We start from the raw sequence: 23,944 nt of genomic DNA on the forward strand, positions 1-23,944 counted from the left end.
CAAGCAGACGTGCACAGAAAACAGCAATTCAACAGCGAAATCTAAATCCTGTGCTTGACTTGGAAATGTCCATATAGGACATTTCTATTTGGTTATTAGGTAGGACATTTCTACTTTGGAATAACAATAGCATATTAAATAAAAGCCATCCTGTAGATGGCTCTTATTCCTTTAATGACCACTTAAATCACTTCAAACTCAATACGACGGTTCTTTTTACGACCCTCAGCTGTTGAGTTGTCTGCCACAGGTTTGTTGGCGCCTAAACCTTCCACACTCAAACTATCTGCAGGAATATTTTTGCCAATCAAATAATCTTTTACCGCCTGTGCACGCTCTTTACTTAAGATCAGGTTTTTATTGGCATCACCAGAGCTATCAGTATGGCCAATAATTTTCACCTGCTTGCCACCAACCTTATTTAAGGCAATCGCCATCTCATCAAGAATTTTTGTCCCAGATGCGGCTAAAACCGCACTGCCAGATTCAAATTCAATAATCCGGTTTTTTAAGGCATCATCAATAATTTTCTGTTCGGCCTGATTTACAGATAACTGTGCATTAAAACGATATGGCGCCTGTACCAAGCCCTGAAAAGCATTTGTGGTTGGCTGGATATCATTTTGATTGGACATTTTTCCATTTAAATCAATTTGCGTACCGCGTACCGACAATTGACCCTGCTTCACTTTTTTTAGGTCTGGCGTGATCATTCGTGTGACCGATTCGCTCCAGCCATTGGGTGCAGCAACCGATTTAACCTGAATTTTATCAATGACTTGGTCCGCACCATACACACTGTGCATTTTAGTCAGGATGGCCTGTTTGCTGGCTTCATTCGGGACCACGCCTTCAACTACAATCGGCTGTGCACATACCCAGCTACTAACACTGAACAAGAGTACAGACAGCCATTGTTTTTTATATGTATTTAATTGATTTTTAATCATTTTATCCATCTATAAAAGTCTGTCTAAAGAGTTTGATTCCCTGGCTTAAGCTAAGCTGGCGTTCACATAAAGCCTGTTCCAACGCCGCCAAACCTGCATTTTGCTCCAGATACGGATCAATCCAGCTGGCATTGACCAATGAGACCCAATGTGAACTGTCCAGGTTTTGGGTGAAAATTTCGCTTAAAGCCTGAATATCTGCGCCATGAAAGCCAAAAATCAGCAAGGGTTTGTCATAATGCAGTAAACCGACCAGCAATTCTGTGTTCTGATTGGCGACAAAACGGCTAATCAGACTGACCCAAAATGCTGCAATTTCATAGCAATAGGCATGATTATTAATCGGTAAAATCAGGACTTTATTTAATTTACTGGTGCCTTGATGGATCACCGGTTGCAGCAATAATCCCAGTCCAATCATGCTTTGTGCCAGCTCATAGGTGCTGATTTTCATCAACTGGGCAAAAGAATGTGTCGTATGATGTTCATAAAATGCTGCACTTTCATGCACATCAAACACCTGAATCTGGTTATTCAGTTTGGCCAGCTTGTCCAGCAAAATCTCAGGATCACGAATCGACTTGAGCACCCGGTTTTTCTGAAACAGATCAATCAGGGTCTGTTTATAGCGATACGGTGCGTACAGCAAATGCTCCAGGGGGACATCTACATCTAACAGATGGCTCAGTACCATCGGAAACTGTCGTCCCGAACTGTCTTCGCTGGCAATTAAGTTGGCCACCAGAAATTTATATTCCTGCGGATTGGCAATGAAAAAATCCAGTGATGGCAACTGCGTATAGCGGCTTTGAAACTCTGGAGATTGCATCGCTTTTTCCAGCGCCTCAGTAATCCACTGATCCAGTACCTGAATCAGTGAAGATTGGCCTTTGGTTTTCAAAAAATCGCCTCGGGCCGGACATTTACCATAATAAAATGGCAGGGTTTTCAGCTCATTCATCCCTGCTCTCCCACTCGCCTGTTCTGGCTGATCATGGCTGTACTCCTTCAATTCCTTTTAAAGGCGATGTGCTATTGGTGCGTGCAGTGGCAGGTGTCGGTGCTGTTTGCGCAGCCACGACACGTACCGATTTATTGGTAACCACCTGATCAACCAGCTGTAAACCCGCATAGCCACGGCTTGAGCCAATATTACCCGAGTTGCCGCTAATCAGTCGGAAGTTCAGTTTCACCGCAATATTCGGGTCCTGCTTGCTTTTCCAGACCATTTCAAAGCTGCCGCCTTGCTGGGTACGCTGAGCCGTGTCAATCAGACGGTTAATGCCGTACTCACCCGGTTCATCAAAGACGGTATGGGTTTTACCTTCTAAATCCACCGCTGTAATACGCGCACCCGGAATCGCACCCGGATTTGGCCAGACGAAATTCACCCATTGCTGAATGCCATTTTCATAAACCATACGCTGCCCATCAATATCAATGGTATAGGCCAGTAATTGCGGATTCTGTAATGGATAGAACTGGAAGTTGGACTGATTCACCGGTGCTTGCGCCGCGGTTTGAGACAATTCACCTGTCGCCATGCCATTGCTAGGCGCGACATAGCTCTGGAAATTCATCACAAATTGCGGGTTCAGGCTGATACCTAAATCTTTCCAGGTTTTTGAGGTTAAGGTATAGCCACGACGGATCACCAGCGGATCTAAATGCTCTTTCACAAAACGGGCGATACTGCCATTTTCACCAAAAATCTGGCTAATTTCATTGCTGGTCGCCTGTAAGGTCGCAGAGGAATTAAATGGATATTTTTTGCTTAAATTGGCGCTAAATGGCTGATAAGCCTGCATGGTCCAGAGTTTATTGATCTCATCCTGCGCCGGAATTAACAGGCTTTCAAATGAATGCGTTAATGGACTGATCAACAGTTTTTGTAATAGCTGCTGGTCACGTTCATTTAAGCCCACCGTCATCTTCTCATCGACCAGTTTCTGGGTACTGTTAAACACCGAACTTTGATCATTGATGGTCTGTTTCACCAAGGTCATGGCCGATGGACCAATATCGCCCGCACTTTTCAGGTCATTGAACTTGCTGCGCACCTGAGCAATCGCTTGCATATACTCATCCAGTAAAGACTTGTTCTGTTGGTCATCACGCTTACGTACCAGCTGATAGAACATCTGGAATTCTTTGGAAATTGGTCCTTGTGCTCTGGCTACGGCCTGTTCCGCCATTTTCGCTTCATCGCGGTTCAACACTTTACGTTTAAACCAGGCAATAAAACCTTTTTGCGGTGCGGCTAGTTCTGCCTGAACCACCGGATTATCCCACGAGGTTTCCTGTGCAATCCGGGTAATCATCTGACGGATTGGTGAATTTTCCGGTTCACCCAGTTTTTCAATATTCTGCGCAGACTGTTTAAATTCCTTGCCTTTGGCATAGTGCACACCAGCCAGGAATTTACGCCATTCTGCAATATATTCCTGCTTGTACAGATCGGTCAGCTGTTTACGGATCTGATCGGGGCTGCCACTAAAGGTCAGGTCATCGGACTGGGTACTGTTTAACACCCAGTCTTTAGAATCTGTTGGCCGGTTGGAGACTTCATCAATGGCGGTTTCGACATATTCTGCCCAGGCTTTCTGGGTAAATACACCCGGTAAGGCATAACTGCCCAGCACCACCGCCTGATTATTCTCACCGACCATCTGTTTGACGGTTAAGGCCGGGAAACGTACCGCTGCACGCATTTTAATTTCGTTATAGACCCGATCACGTGCCGGCATACCACGCACCACAGACAATAACACCTGACGTGACTGATCAACCACCAAGGTATCCGCTTCCAGATTCGGGAATTTGGCATCATTGGCTAGGGTCATGGCATAAGATAAAATCTGCTCGGCATCTTTCAGCATTTGGCCGCGCGCCAAATTCCCCCGGTTGGCATCTAACCACGGACGCCAGAAACGCGTGACCTGATCACTTAAATGACCAGCTTCACGATATTCCGGATTGCTCATCATCAAGTAGGCTTTCAGTGCATTGTACGCATCTTGCGGATTACTGTCCGATGGCTCCAGATATTTCTGCTGATTGGCTACCTGCTTGATTTCCACATTGGCATGATTGGCCTTCAGGGTTTCTTCATTGGCTTTTACCCGTTGCAGATACTGTGCCATGTTTTGCTGTGCCGGCTGCAGCACAATCTGCTGCACGCCTTGCAAATATTCAGTCTTCAGCTTTTCACGCAGCTCATTGCCCTGGTATAAACCAAAGCCAAATTTTAATGGACGATCTTCAGCAAAACTGTCCAGCTGTGACATACGGTTTTGCAGAATCAGCAAGGCTTCAAGCTGTCCGGCCAGTTCGGTGCCAGAGCGCTGCTCAATCTGCACCACTTTATTCAGGTCTTGCTGCACCTCGGCAATTAACTGCTGGTTATTGCGATACGACCAGACCCACAGTCCCAGAATAATCGACACACCAAACAATGCGGCAATAAAGCCAATATAACGCTGGCGTTTACGCAGTGGATTAATATGCTGTTTGACCAGATTCTTGTCTTTCAGAATCACATCGGAAAACAGCCCTTTCAGGAAGTAACCATGGTTTTGTGAAACCGAACGGGTCGGCACACCATGTTCACTGTTGGGAATCTTGGTCAGTAAAAAGTCCTGTGCAATCTGCTCGGTCATCGGGCTTTCAATGGTGCCTTCCTGTAAGGCACTGGTGAAATAGAAGCCACGGAATACCGGTTTAAACTGGTACGGATTATCTTCAAACAAGGTACCAATAAAGGTTTTCAGCGCTGGCTTTAAGCTCTTGAACTCCAGCGGGAAAGTCATGACACTTGGAGAAATATTCTGTGAATGGCGGCGGCTTAAATGGGTAGTACTTACGCCTTTTAAACCGTCATATAAAATGCCGTAATGCTTTTCAAACAGCTCGACCGCATTTTGAGAAGATTCCGCATCATAGGGCAAGGTTGCACCCCAGACCTGATCAAACTCATTCACTTCATAACATTCAAAGAATTCGGTAAAGCCGGCAATCAGGTCCATTTTAGAAAACACCAGATACACCGGAGGATAAATTTCCAGACGCTCGGTTAAATCCTGAATCCGGGCACGTAAATTCTTAGCCAGTTTAATTGATTTTTCCGGACTCTGGCTGACCAGCTCGGCAATGCTGACAATTACAATCAGGCCATTAATTGGCGCTTGAGAACGGTTTTTCTTCAGCAAACCTAAAAAACCGAGCCATTCAGAATGATCTTCGGAATAGACCGAATAACGCCCGGCTGTATCCAGCAATACCCCTTCGGTGGAAAAGAACCAGTCACAGTTACGGGTACCGCTTAAACCGGCAGACACCATTTTCTGATGACTTTCTTCAAAGGGAAATTTCAGACCGGAGTTATAAATCGCCGAACTTTTTCCGGCGGCCGGGTTACCAATCACCATATACCACGGCAATTCATATAAGGCCGCATTGCCCTTTTTATCGCCCAGTTTAGACTTGCGGATCAGCTGAATCGATTCTTTCATTTGTTGTTGAATCAGCTGTAATTCTTCTTTATCTTTCTGCTTGCCGTATTCAGCTTCGGTGTCTTTACTGATGGCTTCGGCCAGCTCTTCGCCCTGCTTTTCATGACGATAACGCTGGATCAAGGCATAAATCCCGTATCCGACCACACCCAGAATATACACTGCCATCAGCGCCCAGAATAGATTGCGCGGAATGGTGTTATAAGATGCTATGAGTGCCACAAAAATAGACAGTGCAATAATCGCTTTCGGATTAGTCACATACTGCCAGACATAGCCTAAAATGGTATAAAACATACTGTTCTCGTTGTTCTAAAATTCGCGCGATACTGCAACATCAGCCCTGTGGGGTTTCATGGGAAACCGGCATAAAAAGTACGTGGGTGGCCGGATGTTCGGTACTGTAAATCATGGAAATAATTCCCTCTGGAAGATGCATGCCCAACATGAAAGAAAACACTTTCGATAAGTGTTGGGTATGACCAATACTTTGTTTTGTATATAAAAAATGATGAGTTTCGATTTGAGACTCAGCAAAACTCTGTTCAATCTGCTTCACGACTTTAATCTGGGTCGGATCATCCGGCATCAGCACAAAAGGCTGTTCCTGATCGAATTGCGCCAGTTCTGTCATCTGATGCTGCTGCAGGTAATGGGCAATATTTTTTTCATTCAACACCAGCTGCAGCATTTTGAATGGTTCTAACTGGTTAATCTGCACCGCGGTGGAGGCCACAATACAGCTAGAGACAAATTCAGCCGGTAAATAATGGTCGGTCAGCCAGGTTTTTTCATCAATCACGTCCTGATCAATTTCAGAATCGACCAGCACAATTAGTGATACGTCTTCGGTTTGTGCTGCGGTCTGTTCCAGCAATTCAAACCAGTCCTGATAGGCATTTTTACTGCCCCAGTAATGATGCTCGATATGAATCTGCTCCGGAATCACCTGAAAATCCTGGATAAACTCCATGATCATCTGCTGGCTGTCCATTTCATTCCACAAATGCAGCAAATCTTCTGCCAGCACCACATGAATATTAATCCGGTTTAAACGCATAACAGGTTGCACCGGCTCAGGTTCAAGACTGTCATCTTCCTGATGGTTGGGATCAATCCAGCCCGGATGCATACGGTACTGATAGGCCAGCTCGCTGTCATAGAACAGTGCCGACTGTTTTAAATGTTCGGCAATTTGCATCAGTACATCGCTGTGCTGAACCAGCTGCTGCTGGACCAGCCGGCGCATACGTAAACTGCGCTGGCTGTCAACGCTATATTCATCTGCATCGTCGTCCAGCTCAATTTCATCATCCAGGTCTTTAATCCGATAGGACAGAATTGGCAAGCCGTAGGCATTTAACAGCTGATGATCCAGCTCCGGACTGGTGAAATTTTTTAATTCTTCAACAATCTGTTCATTTTCACCAAAGGCATGCTGGCTATAACCACTGTACAGGTTCAGCGCCACCGTTCTGACCGGCTCCACTTTTTCTTCAGGAATCTGTTGCTGGGCAAGTGCCGCCTGCTCCTGCTGCTGTTTTTGTTCTTCCTGACGTTTTTTATAACGCTGGACTGCGCTATAAATGATGAAAGGTGACGTCAGCAGCAGCGTAATCGCCAAAGGCAAAAACACAAAAAATGCCAGCATATCTGCCGTATCGGGATCATGCTGAATATCGCGCCAGTAAAAGATAATGGCGGTGCTGACCAGAATAAAAATACTGACAAAAGTGCCAATGATCCACTTGATCATCTTTGATCCCCCAACAGCGGATAACAGCTATCACGATTATCTGCCCATGCCTGTGGCATTAAAAAAGCCCCTTGCCCGAGCCCTGCGCGATGACTGGAGTTCAGACATAAAGGCTGGATGTCTTCTTTGCTCAGCACCAAACGCAAGTCGACCATTAAGGTCGGACTGCACCAGGTCTGTAAGAGTTTTTTCAGTTTTGTACTGGCTGGCTGTCCCGGTAAAAACTCCTGATATTGCTGCCGGTTTAAAGGCCCAACTTCAATTTCAATCTTGCCATCAATCTGGCGGATGGTTTCCCCACAAAAGGTATTTACTCCAAGCAAGGCCGGATTGCTGCCACCTAAACAGGTTTTATGCGCATCATTCAGTTTGAATTTTTCTTCAATAAATTCATGCACAGTAAAATCGGTTTTAAAAATACAGTTCAGCACGGTTTTTAAGGCATGTGCAGTGTTGTTCTGGCCCTGCATCAGGCCTGAAAATTCTGCAAAATAATGGTCCATTTCATCCTGTTCATGTTGTGAACGGATGTAACCATTGAGCGCATGCAGAATATCCAGATAATGATTGTCGTGTTCGACCTCATAACGTACCGGCAAGTTATAAGCCAAGCTGGCTTCAATATATTGTCCGGTCAGTTTGTTATTAAACAAACTGAGGAACTGCACGGTTTCTTCACGCTGGATACGTGGACTCTGGCGGACGCGCTGGGTATAGGTATACGGTAAGGCCCCCTGAATGCCGGTGAGTCCCACCATTAAATTGGTCAGCTGAATCTGATCATCTTCAACCGCCAACGTTTCAATTTCTGCCGCCGGAAAATTCAGATTGAGCGAGGTCTGAAACTGAAAGCCCTTTTTCCAGTCGGCCTGTACGGCCTGTTCAGGTGCATGACGCAGCAGCCGCGTGGCCTGAATAAACTCATACGCCGTCGGCTGTTCAACCAGATCTGCAATTACAGAAGTTTCTTGCCACCAACGTTCTGCACGCATTGGTATAACTCCTGTAAGCTGTTGGCATCGCGCACCACCACATCCACAAAGCTGTTCATCTGAACTTTTAAGTTAAAGATATGACTGAGCAAGGTGCTAAAAATATAGAGGCTATGGCCACGAAATACCTGTGGATCAATATCCAGATGCACTTTCAGACCACGGACAAATAAAGGAAAGGGTTTAGCTTCGACCATTTTCTGGGTTAACGAAAACTCGACCGCTTTAATTGAGTCAATAATTAAATGATTTTCTTTAGATTTTGGTAGGTTATAAAGTTCAAGCAGCTCTTTGATATGACTGATCGCATCGCCTTTCATCAAAGACAAGGTGTTTAAGGATAAATGCGAGATCACCCGCCATTGTTCCATTTTATTCTGCTCAAAATAATACGGCTTATTCGGACGCTTCAGTACCAGAGCGCGCCGTGCCAGACTGCTGTCATTCAGATTTAAAATATTATTGGCTTGGCTTAAAGCCTCATGTGGCAAGTCACGGTTTGAGCAAAGCAGTTTGGCGCTGATAAAATCCGACTTGGTGTGCTGCGGTTGTAATTGCTTTGACAATACACTGTAGCCCGTTTCCACAAAACGGTTATGCAGCTGCTTGGCATTTAGGGCGTAATAAAACTGAATATCTTCATGCCGATAATGACTCATGGCAAAAAATGGATAAACCGGAAAAACCACCTGATCCTGATTGGTTTTTTCCCGGATCATGTTCATTTCCTGAATGCTATACATCTGATAAAACTCAGGATGATGCGCATCGGTCACCAGTGGATATTCCAGCTGCTTGTGATCAATTTTTTGCGGTTCGGCCTGCTTCTCAAACAGGTTCACCACCGGTGTGGCAAATAATTTAAAGTTAGCCACGTTCAGTTCGGAATAATTGCGAATCACCATCTGATCATTCAGATTCAGTTTCAGATGAATCAGCAATTCAAACTGGCTCTGATCTTCGAAATAATGCAGAAAATCCAGATTCAGACTCAGGAAATTAAACTTTTCCGGAAAGCAGAAATATTCCAGCAATAACCGGTAGGCATGATGGGTATGCTCATCTAGCGGCAGTACACTCTCCTGCTCATGCATACCCATCAGCTGAAATGGATTAGCAATCTGAATTTGGCGCTGGCCAATTTTTAGCGAAAATCCGGTACTGGGACTGAAAATACCATCGAGTACCTGGAGTGGAAAATTGGAAATCGCATCAAGATAAATTGGCAACTGCTGTTGTTGCAGCAATGTGTGTGCCTGATTAAAAATTTCAAAACTCAGACTTAAGGTTGCGTTCTGGTTCAAGTGCATATGCGCACTCGGATTGCTCTTGAATTCCAGCTTGTTGAGCTGAATTGGCAATAAATTCACGCTGTGTGTGCTTGAAAACTCGCACTGAACGCCTTTGAAACTCCTGGATTTTAACGCCGTGCCTTTGGGAATTGTATGTGCTTCGGTCAGCTGTTTAATTTTATTGAGATCTTCAAAGCTGACCACAGAACAGGCCGGAAAAGGCTTTAGGTACTGTGGAAACATGACCTCAAACAAGGCACGGGTAAAAATGTCGTAGCTGTCTGCCAGTTTTTTATCAATACGTGCGGCTATTAGTGAAAATGCCTGAATTAAACGCTCGATATGCGGGTCATCAATCTGTTCCTGATTTAAAGACAGACGCTGGGCAATTTTAGGATATTTTTGGGAAAATTCACGAGATTGCTGGCCGAATTCTTGCAGCTGTTTTTCGTAATAAGGTAACAAGTCTTCAATCACAGGAATCCCACTTATGCACGTGCCGAAATAACATATTGTTGTGTTGTTGGTTTTAATAAAGCATCAAAAATCACAGGTTCATATAAAGGATGAATATTGATATAGGCCTGAATACTCAAGCACAAAGCCCCCATATCCTGTTCATCTAATAACATTTCAACTTTAATCTGTCTTAAACGCGGTTCATGTGCCGCGATGGATTGTGCAATAGACTGGCAGATTTTATCGCGGTCACTTGGATTAGCGGTCGATAAGCCGACAAAATCAATAATCCCGAACTGCATAATGGACTTTTTGACCAGTGGAAAATCATCAATCTGTTCATGCAAAGATGCCATGCGGCTATTGAGCAGGTCTTCCAGATCTGCAGCAACAGATTCGCGAAGTTCCTGTAATGACAACCCCTTTAAATGATAATCTTCTGTAGTTAAAAGCCGGTCAAATAATGTAGTTCTAAAACCGTACGGATAAAGCTGGTCTAAATTCATGTATTACTAATTAAGTATAAAATCAGGTAGAGGCTGGCATAGCGCCAGCCTCCCGTGGTCATACAAATTAAGCAGCGTAAGATGCTGTGTTATTTGAAAGTGACCATTTTTTAGTAACTGCACCTTTTTGAGTACCGTTAATGTCTTGCTGGTTATAAGTCCACTCGACTGCGGCATATTTCAAACCGAATGATTCAGTTGGAACACCTTCTTCATTCACAGTTGGCGTTACGCTTGAAACCAGTACATGTTTCAGTTTGATTTGCAGGTACTTGATACGCTTGTCACCGTTAGCACGATAGAAATCGATCTGTACTTCATCGAAGGTATAACCCGCAGAACATGCTTCCCAAAGTTTTGGGCTGGTTGCATCCAAATCTTTAACAAAAACCATGTCTGAGTGTTCTACACGCTCAGCAGTATGACCACCTACACTTGAAGAAGTCGCTGATTTAGGCTGACGGATATTGTGCGCCCAAGAATTTACTTCTAGCCAATCTTTGTGCTCTGCGTCACGCGATTCGCCATCAACTTTATACTTCCCTCGAAACTGTACGTAGATATCTTTCATTTTATAAATTTTCCTGTTTTAGTTAAAAGTTATTATAAGTTGCCTCAATTTGAGGACTGAGGTAACTCAGTAACAAGTCGCAAAGAAACCGACAACTCGTCCAACTGGAAATGCGGTCTTAAGAAAACCACAGACTTGTAGTGTCCCGGCTGAGCAGGATTTTCTACAACCTTTACCGATGCTTCACGAAGCGGATATTGTGCTTTCGCTTCCTGAGAGGCACCGTCGTCAAGCAAGACGTATTGCGATAACCAGTCATTTAAAAAGGCTTCAACATTGCCAGCAGAGGCAAAGCTGCCGACCTTGTCGCGCATCATGGCTTTTAAATAATGGGCAATACGCGAAACCGCCATAATATATTGAATCTGGCTAGATAAGGCCGAGTTGGCATTGGCACTATCGCTGTCGTATTTCTTCGGTTTTTGAGCAGATTGCGCACCAAAGAACGCCGCATAGTCGGTATTTTTGCAATGCACCAGTGGAATGAAGCCTAAATCGCTTAATTCTTTTTCACGACGGTCAGTAATGGCAATTTCAGTTGGACACTTGAAGACCACTTCACCATCGCTGGTTTTAAAGGTATGAACCGGCAGGCCTTCGACCAGACCGCCACCTTCAACGCCACGAATTGCCGCACACCAACCATGCATATCAAAGGCATTGGTTAAACGGGTACCAAAGGCATAAGCCGCGTTCATCCATAAGTATTCATCATGGTTTTGGCCCGACACTTCTTCAATAAAGTTAAAGCCTTCAGTGGCTGCACCATCTTTCGGATGGAACGGTAAACGGCCCAATACACGCGGCATGGTCAATGCGACATAACGTGAATCTTCGCTGTCACGAAATGAACGCCACTGTACATATTCTGCAGTTTCGAAAATCTTGGATACATCACGTGGACGGTCAATATCGGTAAACGATTCCAGCCCCAGAATGCTCGGACTTGCCGCAGAAATAAATGGTGCATGCGATGCCGCAGCCACGTGCGAAATCTGCTCCAGCAGATACATATCTGAAGGCGTACGGTCAAACTCGAAGTCACCAATTAAAGTCGCATACGGTGCACCACCAAATGAACCATACTCTTCTTCATAGATTTTCTTGAACAAGGTACTCTGATCAAAATCAGTCGCGCCCTGGAAATCTTTGACCAGTTCTTTTTTGGTCGTATTCAGCATGCGGATTTTAATCAGCGGATTCGACGGTGTTTCCTGACAGAAATAATATAAACCGCGCCAGGTCGATTCAATTTTCTGGAACTGCTCATGATGCATGATTTTGCTGAGCTGGGCAGAAATGAGCGCATCAATTTCAGCGATACGCTTGTCAATCGACAAGGTCATGTTTTCAGAAACAGTGATTGTGCCGGCCATGACTTCTTTGGCCAGTTCGCCAATCAGGCTTTTGGCACGGTCATGTTCTTCTTCATTGCGGGCAATCCGGCTTTGCTCGACAATCGAGTCCAGCAAAGTCAGTTCTTCTGCAGTCTGGGTTTGTGCCTGAACGGCCTGAGCATTAGTCATGATCTGCCTCCGCGCTTAATTTACGAATCTGGTCAGTATTTTTTAATACTTCATCCAGCAGATCTTCCAGACGTTCGCTATTGGAAATCTTGTTACGCAAATCGGTTAAACGCTCACGTGCTTCGACCAGTTTACGCAGCGGATCAACCTGTTGTACTACACTTTCCGGACGGAAATCTTCCATGGAAGTGAAGGTCAGATCCACCGACATGCGACCGCCCTCTTCAGTTAAGGTATTTTCCACATCGAATGCTGCACGTGGCGCCAAAGATTCCATCACTTCATCAATGTTATCCAGGTCAACATTAATGAATTTTTTATCTTTTAATTTGGTCTTTTCCAGTTCAGAAGCAGCAGAGAAATCCCCCAATACCCCCACCACAAAAGGCAATTCTTTCACTTCTTTACCATCACCCACTTCAACATCATAAGTCAGTTGAACACGTGGAGGACGAATGCGCTGAAGTTTCTTTTGTACACTTTCACGTTTAGCCATAATACGGTGATCCTGTTTTATTATTTTCGTAGCGATTCAAATGGATTATTTGAAGCCGCTGGTTTTGCTGCCGGAGCAGTTGTTCTTGTTGCAGTTGCTGCCTTGGTCGATGGGGTACGTGTGGTTTTAGCACGACTTGCATTACTACTTGCTTTACGTGCTGCAGCACGTTGGGCTGCAGCTTTTTTGGCAAGCGATGCATTGGTAATGGCCTTGGCAGAACTGGTATCCGGAGCAGGCACTGAAGCGCGGATAGTATCCGATAATTCCTTGGCCGCTGGATAGGTCACTTCGTCAGATAAAAAGCGCATTTGCTCGGTACGCATATAGTTTAAGGCATTTTTGGCAATCGAAACGCCTGCTAAAAAGTGTGCATCGGTCAGGTCTGGATGGCGTACGCCCTGGTTTTCCAGCTGTTCTACCAGCTGCAGGGTCTTCATATTTTTACCAAGTTCCTGAAAACGTTTTGCGGCTTGAACTTGCAGTTCTTGTTTCACCTCTTGATTTTTTTTATTTTCTTTGGCACACACTTGCTGATAAATCCCCAACAATGCCTGATCAGTTTCTCCCTTAACCAGCGGATAATCCTTGATACAGCCTCGTTTTAGCTCAATCTGCTCATCTGCATAAGCAATTGGGGTGGCACAAAGTGTCGCCATTAGGGGAAAAAGAAGAATACTTTTTTTCAAAACGAGCCTCTAATTTCTAAATTCATTTATAGTGAATGGGTGTATTTGAAAACTGAACACGAACAATTTTTATCAAAAAAAAACATCGCGCAAATTTAACAAAAAATAAACTTCTGGAGTCAAGACAAATTCTGCCAACTATCGACAATAATTGTCATATTTTTGTTTCCGGTAAAATTATTTTTGTCTTATTTGTTTTCATTTTTGAAAAAATTTTAGGTAGAATACTACAACCCTAATATCTATATCAATGCAAATTATTGATATGTAAGTAAAATTTATTTTATTTACTGAAAACGATGTTCAGCCCATGGTCGCTACTTTAACCCATTTGGACTGGAATTATAACTAGAGCGTGTTATGAATAATTTAAAAATTTTGATTAATAAACTATCAAGTCATGCTAGAACAGCCTTAGAAAAGTCTGCCAATGCCTGTATTAATCAGCAGAACTACGAAATTGAAATAGAACACTTTTTCCTAGAATTATTAACCCAAGACCATAAAAATGACCTGAGTCTCCTTCTCGATAAATATAAAATTTTAAAAGATGATCTCATTCATGATTTAAAAGAAAGTGTCAGTCACCTGCCAAAGGGTAATTCTCGTACACCTATCTTTGCAAAATCTATCATTCGTCTGTTAGAGCAAGCCTGGTTATTAGCCTCGGCCGAGCAAAATCCGCAAATTCGTAGCGGTCACTTACTGGTTGCTTTGCTAACCGCACCTGATCTTTATCAGATTGCAGTGCGTGCTTCGAGCCTGTTTGACCTGTTCCCAATTGACACCATGAAGCACAAATTCTTAGATGTATGTGTCAAAAGTGTCGAAAATGAAAACGCTACTGTCCCGGAAACGGCTGAAACTGAAAGCGTCACAGCTATCGAGCCTGCACCAAATAGCAAAAAAACACCTGCGCTGGATCAATACACCATTAACCTGACTGAAAAAGCCAGAACGGGCGCAATTGATCCGGTGATTGGCCGTGAATTTGAAATCCGTCTGATGCTGGACATTTTAATGCGTCGCCGTCAGAACAATCCGATTTTAACGGGTGAACCGGGTGTCGGAAAAACTGCGGTGGTAGAAGGTTTGGCACTTAAAATTGCCAATAACCAGGTACCCGATGCGCTGAAAAACGTGCATTTGCATGTGCTGGATATGGGCCTGTTACAGGCTGGTGCCAGTGTTAAAGGTGAATTTGAAAACCGCTTAAAACAGGTGATTCAGGAAGTTCAGGCTTCGACTCATCCGATTATCCTGTTTATTGATGAAGCGCATACCTTAATTGGTGCTGGTGGTCAGGCCGGTCAAAATGATGCCGCCAACCTGCTGAAACCAGCACTGGCTCGTGGTGAGTTACGTACTATCGCGGCCACCACTTGGGCCGAATATAAACAGTATTTTGAAAAAGATGCCGCGCTCAGCCGCCGTTTCCAGGTGGTCAAAGTTGAAGAGCCAACTGAAGAAGTCGCAATTGATATGCTGCGCGCCATGATTCCGGTGATGGCCAATCACTTTAAGCTGAATATTGATGATGAAGCAATTGTCACGGCTGTGCATGCCTCACATCGTTATATCAGTGGTCGCCAGCTCCCGGATAAAGCGATTAGTGTATTAGATACCGCCGCTGCACGTGTGGCGCTGACTCAAAATGCCCAGCCGGTGAAACTCGATCAGTTACAGGCGCAGCTGCACAATTTAACACTTGAACGCGAAATTGTTGAAAAAGAACATGCACACTTCCCGATTCATCATGAACGTTTAGACGGTTTAAATCAGAAAATTACTGCTCTTGAGCAGGAAATTGCCGATACACAACAGCAATGGCAACAAGAACTGGAACTGGTTCAGCAGATTCAGACGCTAGAACAGCAGACCGAAGCCGATGAAAACAGCCAGACCCAGATGCAGCAGTTACGCAGCCAGTTGCAGCAACTGCAAGGTCAACATCCGCTGGTATTTGAACGCGTCAATGCCCAGATTATTAATGAAATTATCTCGGACTGGACCGGTATTCCTGTCGGAAAAATGATTAATGATGAAATCAAGCAGGTTCTGACCTTAGAAGATAAACTTTCTGAGCGTGTTATGGGGCAAGACTATGCCCTGCATCAACTGGTGCAAGGTATTAAAACCTCAAAAGCCAAGTTGGAAGATCCAAACAAACCGCAAGGCGTGTTCCTGCTGGTCGGCCCAAGTGGGGTTGGTAAAACTGAAACTGCCCTGGCCTTGGCCAATGAGTTATACGGTGGTGAATCGCATCTGATTACCATCAACATGTCGGAATATCAGGAAGCGCATACGGTTTCATCTTTAAAAGGTGCGCCGCCGGGTTATGTCGGTTATGGCCAAGGCGGTGTGCTCACAGAAGCCGTGCGCCGTAATCCATATAGCGTGGTCCTGCTCGATGAAATTGAAAAAGCGCATAGTGATGTGCAGGAACTGTTCTATCAGGTGTTTGATAAAGGCATGCTCGAAGATGGTGAAGGTCGCCTGATTGACTTTAAAAATACTACTATCCTGCTGACCTCTAACGCCGGTTCCAGCGCCATCATGCAAAGTTGCCTGCCGCTGCCGGTAGATGAATGGCCAAGCGCAGAACAGCTGATTGAAAAACTGAAACCAAGTTTGTACAAGCAGTTCAAACCGGCCTTTTTAGGACGTATGCGGATTGTGCCGTATTACCCATTGCATGATGATTTACTGGTACAAATTATCCAGCACAAACTCGGTAAAATTACCGCGCGTCTGGAACAGCAGTACCAGACCAAAGTCAGCTATTCCGACGATTTAATCGAATTACTACTGAGTCGCTGTACCGAAGTCGATAGTGGTGCACGTAATGTCGACAATATTCTGAATTCTTCGGTGCTTCCGGCTTTGGCGACAGAAATCCTGATGGCACTGGCTGAGCAAAAAATTCCGCAACTGATTCATATTGATGTCAAAGACGATGAAATCATCTATCAGCTCGATCCGGAACAAAAAACGGCCAAAAAACGAAGCAGTAAAAAAGCAAAGATGACTGAAGCGTGATCAAGGATTCAGAACAGCAATGAACCTCAACCTCGATGTATTGTTACACCCGATTTCTGCCGAACAGCCTTGCGGAGAAGATTATTCTTTTTCCAATGAGTTTCATGCCATTAAAAAGGCCAAAACTCAGGATGATCCGCTTCTCGATCAGGGCGATTGGGTCTCCGAACCCAAACAGGCCGATTGGGGTTTTGTACATAGCAAATCGACTGAATTACTGGAAAGCAAAACCAAGGATATCCGTTTATATGGCTGGCTGCTGGAAGCATGGAGCAATTTGTATGGTTTTGAGGGTATTGCTCAGGCCATTCAACTTAGCCATCGCAGCTTGAATGAATACTGGTTGCAGCTGCATCCGGAAATTGAAGATGATGATCTGGATCAGCGTATTGGTTTATTACAAGGTTTGATCAACCAGATTCCGGTGCTGATTAAAACCGTGCCGATTGTGACTGCACCGCACCTGAGCCTGCGTGATTATGACAATTTTCTGTATCAGGACAATTTGCGTCGCAAGCAAAGTGAAGATTCATCTGATCAATCAGCTGCGCCACAGCTGGAACAGTTTGATCAGGCGCTGTTGAATACCTCGAAGTCGCTGCAATACCAGAATTACCAGCACTTTCTGGACATTTTGCAGCAGTGGTCAAGTTTAAAAGAAGTACTGGATCAATTAATGGGCCTGGATGCGCCAAGTTTTGCCGCCATTGACTCACAGCTTGATTCGATTCATTCCACGCTTAAAAAATTATATAAAACAGATGCCTTTGCCGCGCAGACTCTGGTTGAAGCACCTGAACAGAATAACATTGTGACTGCTGATGCCATTAATACTACAGCAGCCCCTGCCATAGCGATGCCCATCATGAATGCACCGACCGGTTTTCAACCGCAACCTCAAAACCATCTGGCCAACCGTGAACAGGCAATGCAGGTTTTACAGGAAATTGCCGATTATTTTCAGGCCAATGAACCCCATAGCCCGGTCAGCTACATGCTGCAAAAAACTATTAAATGGAGTCAGATGCCACTGCATGAATGGCTGACTCAGGTAATTAAAAATGACAACCCACTTGAAAATATTCAGGAATTACTGGGTGTGCAAAGCTCTAATGAAACAAATAGTGATTGGTAAGTGCCATGTTTAAAGCAGATAAAATTCTTTGGGGCGAAGGCTTGTTTTTACGCCCGCAACATTTTCAGTTGCAAGACAGCTATCATGAACAGCGCCTGAACCATACTGTTCGTTCCACTATTCCATTTGCTTATGGCGTGCAATCTATAAAGTTTGATGAAGCTCAGCTAAATACCCATGTGCTGGCTTTAGAAAGTATTGAAATGCTGTGGCAAGATGGAGAAATCTATCAGGCGCCAGCACGTGATTTACTGCCTGAACCGGTACAGCTGGATGATCTGAATCTGCGTGGTGAAATGCTGGTTTATCTAGCGCTACCGATTGTACAGCCGAATAAAAATAATGTGGTGTTTGAATCTGGCGCTCAACCGGGCCGTTACCATTCACATCTCACTCAAACCCATGATTTATTCACCGACGCTACTCCGGCAGATATTACCCTGCTGAAACGCCGTGCCGAGTTTAAACTGCTGGATGCCCAGTTTGAACCAAATCATGAAATGGATGGCTTTATCTATTTGCCGGTGGCCAAAATCAAACGTCACAGTTCCGGCCATTTCGAGTTTGAGCGCAAATTTATTCCACCAATTTTACATATTGAATCGAGCGACAGCTTGCTGCAAGGCCTGCGCCGTACCTTGAATGTGATTAAAGCCAAAATCAAAACCATTCAAACCAATAACCGGGAAAATGAACAAAAACTGATTGAATTCCGTTCTGGCGATATTGTTTCGTTCTGGCTGGTGAATGCCTTAAATACTGCACATGCGACTTTAAGTCATGTTCTGCAATATCCTCAGATTCATCCGGAACGTCTATTTTTTGAATTATTACGTTTAACCGGTTCTTTGCTGACCTTCTCGACGGCCTATGAAGTCGATCAGTTGCCGCGTTATAAGCATCATCAGCTACAGGACAGTTTTGAACAGCTGGATGTCATCCTCAGAGAATTGCTGGATACCATTATTTCCAGCCGTTATATCAGCATCGCCCTGAAAGAAATCCGTCCGTCTTATTGGGTCGGCAGTCTGGAATCCGACAAGATTACCCGCGATACCCGTCTGTATATTGCCGTGTCCAGCTCGATGATGCAGGCGCATGAACTGATCCAGATTGTGCCGCTGCGTTTTAAAGTCGGTAATACGGTTGATGTTGAACAGCGTGTGATGGCCGCCTTACCGGCTATTCCAATTCATCACCTGATGCAGGTGCCGACTGCCATTCCAGTACGTTCCGGAGTGAGTTATTTTGAAATTGAGCCGAATAATGACCTGTATCAACGTATGCTCGACTCGGAATCGATCTGTATTTATGTACCGGCTGGCTTCCAGGATCTTTCTATTGAACTTATTGCTGTCATGAACGGTTAAGGACATTTTTTCATGAATACTCCACATCATGCACCTTCCTTATTTGATGATGGTCAGATTGGCACCGGTCTGACCCCGCCACAGGTCAACCCGAAAATCAGCAATAGTTCTAATCTGGTCGATTTACTTCATGACGGTTTCTATATTGTGTTCCTGATCAAGAACCAGTATGTGCCAGGCAATGTTGAAGCATTCCGCGAAAAAATCATGGATATGCTGAACCGTTTTGAAACCCAGGCGAAAAAACTGCAGTTTTCAGCCGATGATATTCACGATGCTAAATATGCGTATTGTGCCTTACTGGATGAAACCATCGTGACCCAGCAGGACCCGAAATTTTTTGATTTGCAGAATCACTGGCTGATTAATCCCCTACAACTCAATCTGTTCGGTTCGCAGCTGGCCGGCTATCGCTTTTTTGAAATGCTGGAACAGCTCAGAAGTCGCGGCAAAGAACGTCTGGCGGCTTTAGAGGTTTATCATTACTGCATGCTGCTGGGCTTTCAGGGCAAATATCGTATTGAGTCGATGGAAGCACTAAACCATATAGTGGCGCGTGTCGGCGATGAAATTGATTATCTGAAAGGCAAAAAAACCGCGTTTTCCCCTTTTGCTGCCTTACCGGATCAAATCAAACATATTATTCACCGTGAATTACCTTTTTTCTGGATTTTGCTGTTTTTAGCCCTTTTTGCCTTATTGTCCTTTGCTGGCCTGCGTTACATGCTATCCAACCAGAACAGTAGCGCAATGAGCCAATATCAAAACGTGATTACTGCACCCACGGAACAGGCGCATATCACCATTCATTTACCATAAAATTTAGATAAAACATGGCAAACGAAAAACAAACTTCATTACGGATTTTACAAAGTAACAAGCCAAAATCGCCGTCGCCACTTTTATATAGTTTGGGCGGTTTTGTGGCGGGGGTCGTGGTCACCGGTTTAGCCGGTTATGCCTATTTTTATGCAGGCCAGCCATCGACAACACTAGCAGAGTCCACTCAGGCAATGGCCGCGCCAGCGGCTACTCCATCGGAACTGCCGGCAGAACTGGAAGAATTAAAAAACCAGATGACCGATCACTCTGGCAGTTTTGACGAGCTCGAAGATGTGCAGGCTGAACATCCGGTTGAGTTTCAGCAACCCAATGATGGTGATTTAAGTAAAATCTTTGCCCATCAACCAGCAAAAGTTGCTGCCCAGCCTGCGCCAAATCAAGCGCGTGTAGCTCCGAACTTTCCGCAAGACATGGCCAGTGCTCCTGCGGCGACAGCAAAACAGCCGCCTGCACCAAAACCAGCTCCAGCACCAGCCAAAGCTGTTCCTGCTAAACCGGCTGCACCGGTCGTGGTACCAATGGCCGCCGTAGAACCAGAAGAAACACCACAGGCCAGTGTCCAAATTTCGGTCACCCGTAAACCGGTAGAAAAAGTTGAAACTGTAAGCGTACAGGACACTGCTATTCATCCATGATTGCGGTTATTTTTATTGCCTTTGTGCTTGTTGCCTGCAGTTTGGCACTGCTATTGTCTTATGAACTGCGGGCCAAGGTATTATCCGGTTTTCAGGCACTTATTCCCAACAGCAAAAAACAGTTGAGCTCGGTGAAAAGTCTGGCTCAACAGTTTAATCATGCGGCTGCAGCAGAACAGACTCAAACCCATTGGCATATTCAGCAATGGTGGATTCTGATTGCCGGATTTTTTCTGTTTTCCAGCATCATCCTGTTTGCCTTTACCCGCCCGATTAGCGCCACCAAAATTGAAGCTGACTATTTAAGAGAAGTCGATCCTCAAGTTTATGCCCTGCTTGAAGGTGAAATGCTGTCGCCACCACCTGAAGTAGAAGAAGCACTGGTTGAAGCCGCCGTTGTTGAGGCCATGCAACTGGAAAATCAGTGGGCGGCTGTGCCGGCAGATCAGCATAGTTATGATCCAGCGGTGGAAGATTTACATGCTCATTCCCATGTCAATCCATCAATTGTGAGCGCTGACCGAAAGTGGCATAAGATGAATCCGCGTTATAAACAGCGCCTGCTGATGGTGTTTAAAATCATGAAAGAACGCCACGGCTATGAGCTGGTGCTATTGGAGGGTTATCGTAGTCCGGAGCGACAAAACTCGCTGTCCAAAAATAAAAACACCACCCGTGCCCGTGGTTATCAAAGCTATCATCAATTTGGTTTAGCCGCCGATGTGGCCTTTAAACGCAATGGCAAAGTGGTGATTTCCGAGCGTGACCCGTGGGCAATGCGCGGTTATGAACTGTATGGCGAAGTGGCGGAGTCGGTCGGTCTGACCTGGGGTGGCCGCTGGAAATCCATTAAAGATTATGGTCATACCGAATACCGGATGCCAGGCTTAAAGAAAACCCGGGAAATGGCGGAAAAGCTGACCTCGGAAGGTCAGCTGATGGCCAATGCACTTGATTAAAACAATACCGGGCTTATGCAGATAAAAACTGCTGGATTTTATCAACCACTTCAGCAGTTTTCTCTGCATGCAGCCAATGCCCCGCATTTTCAACAGTTTCAATATTGGCCTGACTAAACTGCTGTTCAATGGCAGCATAGTGTTCCGGTTTAGATAAATACGGAGAGGCGCCGCCACGAATAAATAAACTTGGTGCATCCACCTTGACTGACTGCCAAGATAAAATTTTCGGATAAGATGCATAAAGTGCATCAACATTAAATAACCACTGCCCTTTACTAAACGATTTCATCAGAAACTGAATCACTGCATCTTCACGCAAATGCTGCTGCATAATCTGGGTGGCATCCTGGCGTGATTCCACTTGTGCTTTTTTGACAGCAAATAGCGCATCAAACACCTGATCATGATGATTTTCCTGATAGGCAAATGGTGTCATGTCCAGCACCACCAGTTTTTCCACTCGCTCTGGTGCAAGGTCAGCCAGTTGCATGGCAATTTTTCCGCCCATGGAATGGCCAATCACGATAAATTTTTGTACCTGAATCGCATCCAGGGTTTCCAGTACATCTTGCGCCATCTCGGTATAGCTCATGCTCTGGCAATGTTCCGATTTTCCGTGGTTACGCACATCAATCTGAATGACCGGATAACGTTCCTGTAACGCACGTGCCAGCATACCTAAATTACTCAAGCTGCCAAATAAACCATGAATAAGAACAACCGGAATGTCGGTGCTTGATAGATGTTGTTGTGAAGTCTGGAAATTGAGCAGCATTTTTGATTCCTTGAATGCATCGGTTTTGGCTATCTCGATATTATAGGATAAGTGTTTTATTAAAATTGTATTTTTGCTTAGGCTATTTTGTATCAGGCCAAAAATATCGGCCAGTTGCACAAAGGCATTGGCCGATCCGGTTTATTTGTTGAAATAATTGAGTGGCAGCTTCAGATAGCGCGTGCCATTGGCTTCCGGTTCAGGGAAATGTCCGGCCACCATATTGATCTGAATGGCAGGCAAAATCAGTTTTGGCATCGACAAACCGGCATCACGGCAATTACGCATTTCTACAAACTCAGCTTTTTGTGTGCCATCGTGAATATGGATATTCTCGGCTTTTTGCTGCTGGATACTGGTTTCGTGTATAAAGACCTCACGCCCTTCAGGCAGATAGTCATGACATAAAAATACCCGTGTCTGTGCTGGCAACTTATACAGTTTTTGCACAGAATCAAACAGTTGCTCTGCACTACCCTTCGGGAAATCGCAGCGTGCAGTACCATAATCCGGCATAAACAAGGTATCGCCGACAAAGACTGCATCACCAATCACATAGCTTAAACAGGCCGGTGTATGCCCTGGTGTTGGAATATTGTAGGCCATTAATTCACCAATACTGAATTGCTCATGATCATCAAACAGATAATCAAAGGCTTGATGCGCATTCAGATATTTCAAATCCAGATTATAAATACGGCCAAACGTATCCTGCACCACAATAATCTTGTTACTGATGGCAATTTTTCCACCGAGCTTTTCTTTTAAATACTGGGCTGCGGTCAGATGATCTGCATGCACATGGGTTTCTAAAATCCATTCAACGCTTAGGCTATTTTGCTGAATATAGCTAATAATTGCGTCGGCACCTTCAGTCGAGGTAGATGCCGAAGCCGCATCATAATTCAAGACGCTATCAATAATTGCACATTGCTGCGTGGCCGGATCGGTCACTACATAGCTGAATGTATTGGTCTCTTCGTCGAAAAAATGTTGTACAACTGGCGTAGCGGTCATGATTTTTTCCCTAAAAGTCGATGATGAAGATACATGCCATACATCATCGCAGCAATAAAATACAGTGCCTGATAATAGCCCAGACCAATTAACGTAAAGCTAGGTGCAGGACAAATGCCGGCAATCCCCCAGCCAATCCCAAACAAAGCGCTGCCGAGAATCAGTTTAGAATCTAGCTGATTTTGCCGCGGTAACTCAATGGCCTCATGATACACCGTCTTAGGTTCGGCCTGACGTACTGCCTTTTGAAACGGAATAAAAGCCACGGCGATGGCACCCATCATCACAAAAGCCAGACTGGCATCCCAATCGCCGAAAATATCCAGAAAACCTAGTACTTTTTCCGGATTGGACATACCCGAAATCATCAGGCCCAATGAAAATAATCCGCCAAATAGAAACGCCCAGATATTTTTCATT

General features: G+C 44.8%; 20 protein-coding genes. 6 read left to right on the top strand and 14 right to left on the bottom strand.

What is annotated here, in order from left to right:
* Positions 1–182: 182 nt before the first annotated feature.
* From FTT63_RS00005 to FTT63_RS00055, 11 genes are all read right to left on the bottom strand, one after another.
* Positions 183–950 (bottom strand): OmpA family protein, encoded by a 768-nt coding sequence (locus FTT63_RS00005; RefSeq protein ID WP_075175237.1) that lies wholly within the window; start codon positions 948–950, stop codon positions 183–185.
* A 1-nt stretch (position 951) separates the two neighbouring features.
* Positions 952–1,911, bottom strand: a complete 960-nt coding sequence (gene tagF / locus FTT63_RS00010; protein ID WP_075167762.1) for a type VI secretion system-associated protein TagF — start codon at positions 1,909–1,911, stop codon at positions 952–954.
* Between the two features lie 31 nt (positions 1,912–1,942).
* Positions 1,943–5,758 (bottom strand): type VI secretion system membrane subunit TssM, encoded by a 3,816-nt coding sequence (gene tssM, locus FTT63_RS00015; protein WP_180191851.1) that lies wholly within the window; start codon positions 5,756–5,758, stop codon positions 1,943–1,945.
* A gap of 40 nt (positions 5,759–5,798) precedes the next feature.
* Entirely contained in the window at positions 5,799–7,217 is a 1,419-nt protein-coding gene (locus tag FTT63_RS00020; protein ID WP_168399662.1) for a hypothetical protein, read from the bottom strand.
* Positions 7,214–8,209 carry a type VI secretion system baseplate subunit TssG gene (gene tssG, locus FTT63_RS00025; protein ID WP_168383077.1) on the bottom strand — a complete coding sequence of 332 codons (996 nt, stop codon included), beginning with the start codon at positions 8,207–8,209 and terminating at the stop codon, positions 7,214–7,216. Before tssG ends, FTT63_RS00020 begins: the two co-directional genes overlap by 4 nt.
* Positions 8,173–9,978, bottom strand: coding sequence for a type VI secretion system baseplate subunit TssF (gene tssF, locus FTT63_RS00030; protein WP_075175233.1), 1,806 nt, complete (start codon positions 9,976–9,978; stop codon positions 8,173–8,175). Before tssF ends, tssG begins: the two co-directional genes overlap by 37 nt.
* Before the next feature lie 11 nt (positions 9,979–9,989).
* A complete protein-coding gene (tssE, locus tag FTT63_RS00035) occupies positions 9,990–10,466 on the bottom strand; it encodes a type VI secretion system baseplate subunit TssE (RefSeq protein WP_045795669.1) in 477 nt (158 codons plus the stop codon).
* A 67-nt stretch (positions 10,467–10,533) separates the two neighbouring features.
* The gene (locus FTT63_RS00040) at positions 10,534–11,037 is read right to left on the bottom strand and encodes a type VI secretion system tube protein Hcp (protein WP_005177807.1); all 504 of its coding nucleotides are present in this window, start codon (positions 11,035–11,037) and stop codon (positions 10,534–10,536) included.
* Positions 11,038–11,081: 44 nt separating this feature from the next.
* On the bottom strand, positions 11,082–12,563 hold the full coding sequence (gene tssC, locus FTT63_RS00045; RefSeq protein ID WP_005177804.1) for a type VI secretion system contractile sheath large subunit: 1,482 nt from the start codon (positions 12,561–12,563) through the stop codon (positions 11,082–11,084).
* Positions 12,556–13,059: a type VI secretion system contractile sheath small subunit gene (gene tssB / locus FTT63_RS00050; RefSeq protein ID WP_045795670.1), complete on the bottom strand. Its 504-nt coding sequence runs from the start codon at positions 13,057–13,059 to the stop codon at positions 12,556–12,558. Before tssB ends, tssC begins: the two co-directional genes overlap by 8 nt.
* A gap of 20 nt (positions 13,060–13,079) precedes the next feature.
* Entirely contained in the window at positions 13,080–13,718 is a 639-nt protein-coding gene (locus FTT63_RS00055) for a hypothetical protein (protein WP_180191852.1), read from the bottom strand.
* Between the two features lie 390 nt (positions 13,719–14,108).
* On the opposite strand from FTT63_RS00055, the gene tssH reads away from it, so the two are divergent.
* Genes tssH through FTT63_RS00085 form a run of 6 tightly spaced genes read left to right on the top strand, consistent with a single transcriptional unit; the run spans position 14,109 to position 21,729 of the window.
* Complete coding sequence (gene tssH, locus FTT63_RS00060) at positions 14,109–16,787, top strand: type VI secretion system ATPase TssH (protein ID WP_180191853.1); 2,679 nt, start codon at positions 14,109–14,111, stop codon at positions 16,785–16,787.
* Positions 16,788–16,806: 19 nt separating this feature from the next.
* Positions 16,807–17,922 carry a type VI secretion system protein TssA gene (tssA, locus tag FTT63_RS00065; protein WP_180036330.1) on the top strand — a complete coding sequence of 372 codons (1,116 nt, stop codon included), beginning with the start codon at positions 16,807–16,809 and terminating at the stop codon, positions 17,920–17,922.
* A gap of 5 nt (positions 17,923–17,927) precedes the next feature.
* Entirely contained in the window at positions 17,928–19,292 is a 1,365-nt protein-coding gene (gene tssK / locus FTT63_RS00070; RefSeq protein WP_005177795.1) for a type VI secretion system baseplate subunit TssK, read from the top strand.
* Positions 19,293–19,304: 12 nt separating this feature from the next.
* On the top strand, positions 19,305–20,111 hold the full coding sequence (gene icmH / locus FTT63_RS00075) for a type IVB secretion system protein IcmH/DotU (protein ID WP_075167754.1): 807 nt from the start codon (positions 19,305–19,307) through the stop codon (positions 20,109–20,111).
* Positions 20,112–20,125: 14 nt separating this feature from the next.
* A complete protein-coding gene (locus tag FTT63_RS00080; protein WP_160241326.1) occupies positions 20,126–20,770 on the top strand; it encodes a hypothetical protein in 645 nt (214 codons plus the stop codon).
* A complete protein-coding gene (locus FTT63_RS00085; RefSeq protein ID WP_075167752.1) occupies positions 20,767–21,729 on the top strand; it encodes a M15 family metallopeptidase in 963 nt (320 codons plus the stop codon). Before FTT63_RS00080 ends, FTT63_RS00085 begins: the two co-directional genes overlap by 4 nt.
* Before the next feature lie 13 nt (positions 21,730–21,742).
* Here FTT63_RS00085 and FTT63_RS00090 read toward each other — a convergent pair whose 3' ends face one another.
* The 3 genes from FTT63_RS00090 to FTT63_RS00100 form a co-directional block, all read right to left on the bottom strand.
* The gene (locus tag FTT63_RS00090) at positions 21,743–22,507 is read right to left on the bottom strand and encodes an alpha/beta fold hydrolase (RefSeq protein WP_180191854.1); all 765 of its coding nucleotides are present in this window, start codon (positions 22,505–22,507) and stop codon (positions 21,743–21,745) included.
* 141 nt (positions 22,508–22,648) lie between these two features.
* Complete coding sequence (locus tag FTT63_RS00095; protein ID WP_180191855.1) at positions 22,649–23,524, bottom strand: MBL fold metallo-hydrolase; 876 nt, start codon at positions 23,522–23,524, stop codon at positions 22,649–22,651.
* Complete coding sequence (locus tag FTT63_RS00100; protein WP_168383070.1) at positions 23,521–23,943, bottom strand: DUF6691 family protein; 423 nt, start codon at positions 23,941–23,943, stop codon at positions 23,521–23,523. Before FTT63_RS00100 ends, FTT63_RS00095 begins: the two co-directional genes overlap by 4 nt.
* Position 23,944 lies beyond the last annotated feature (1 nt).

Source organism: Acinetobacter sp. C15 (assembly GCF_013420645.1).
GTDB lineage: Bacteria > Pseudomonadota > Gammaproteobacteria > Pseudomonadales > Moraxellaceae > Acinetobacter > Acinetobacter indicus.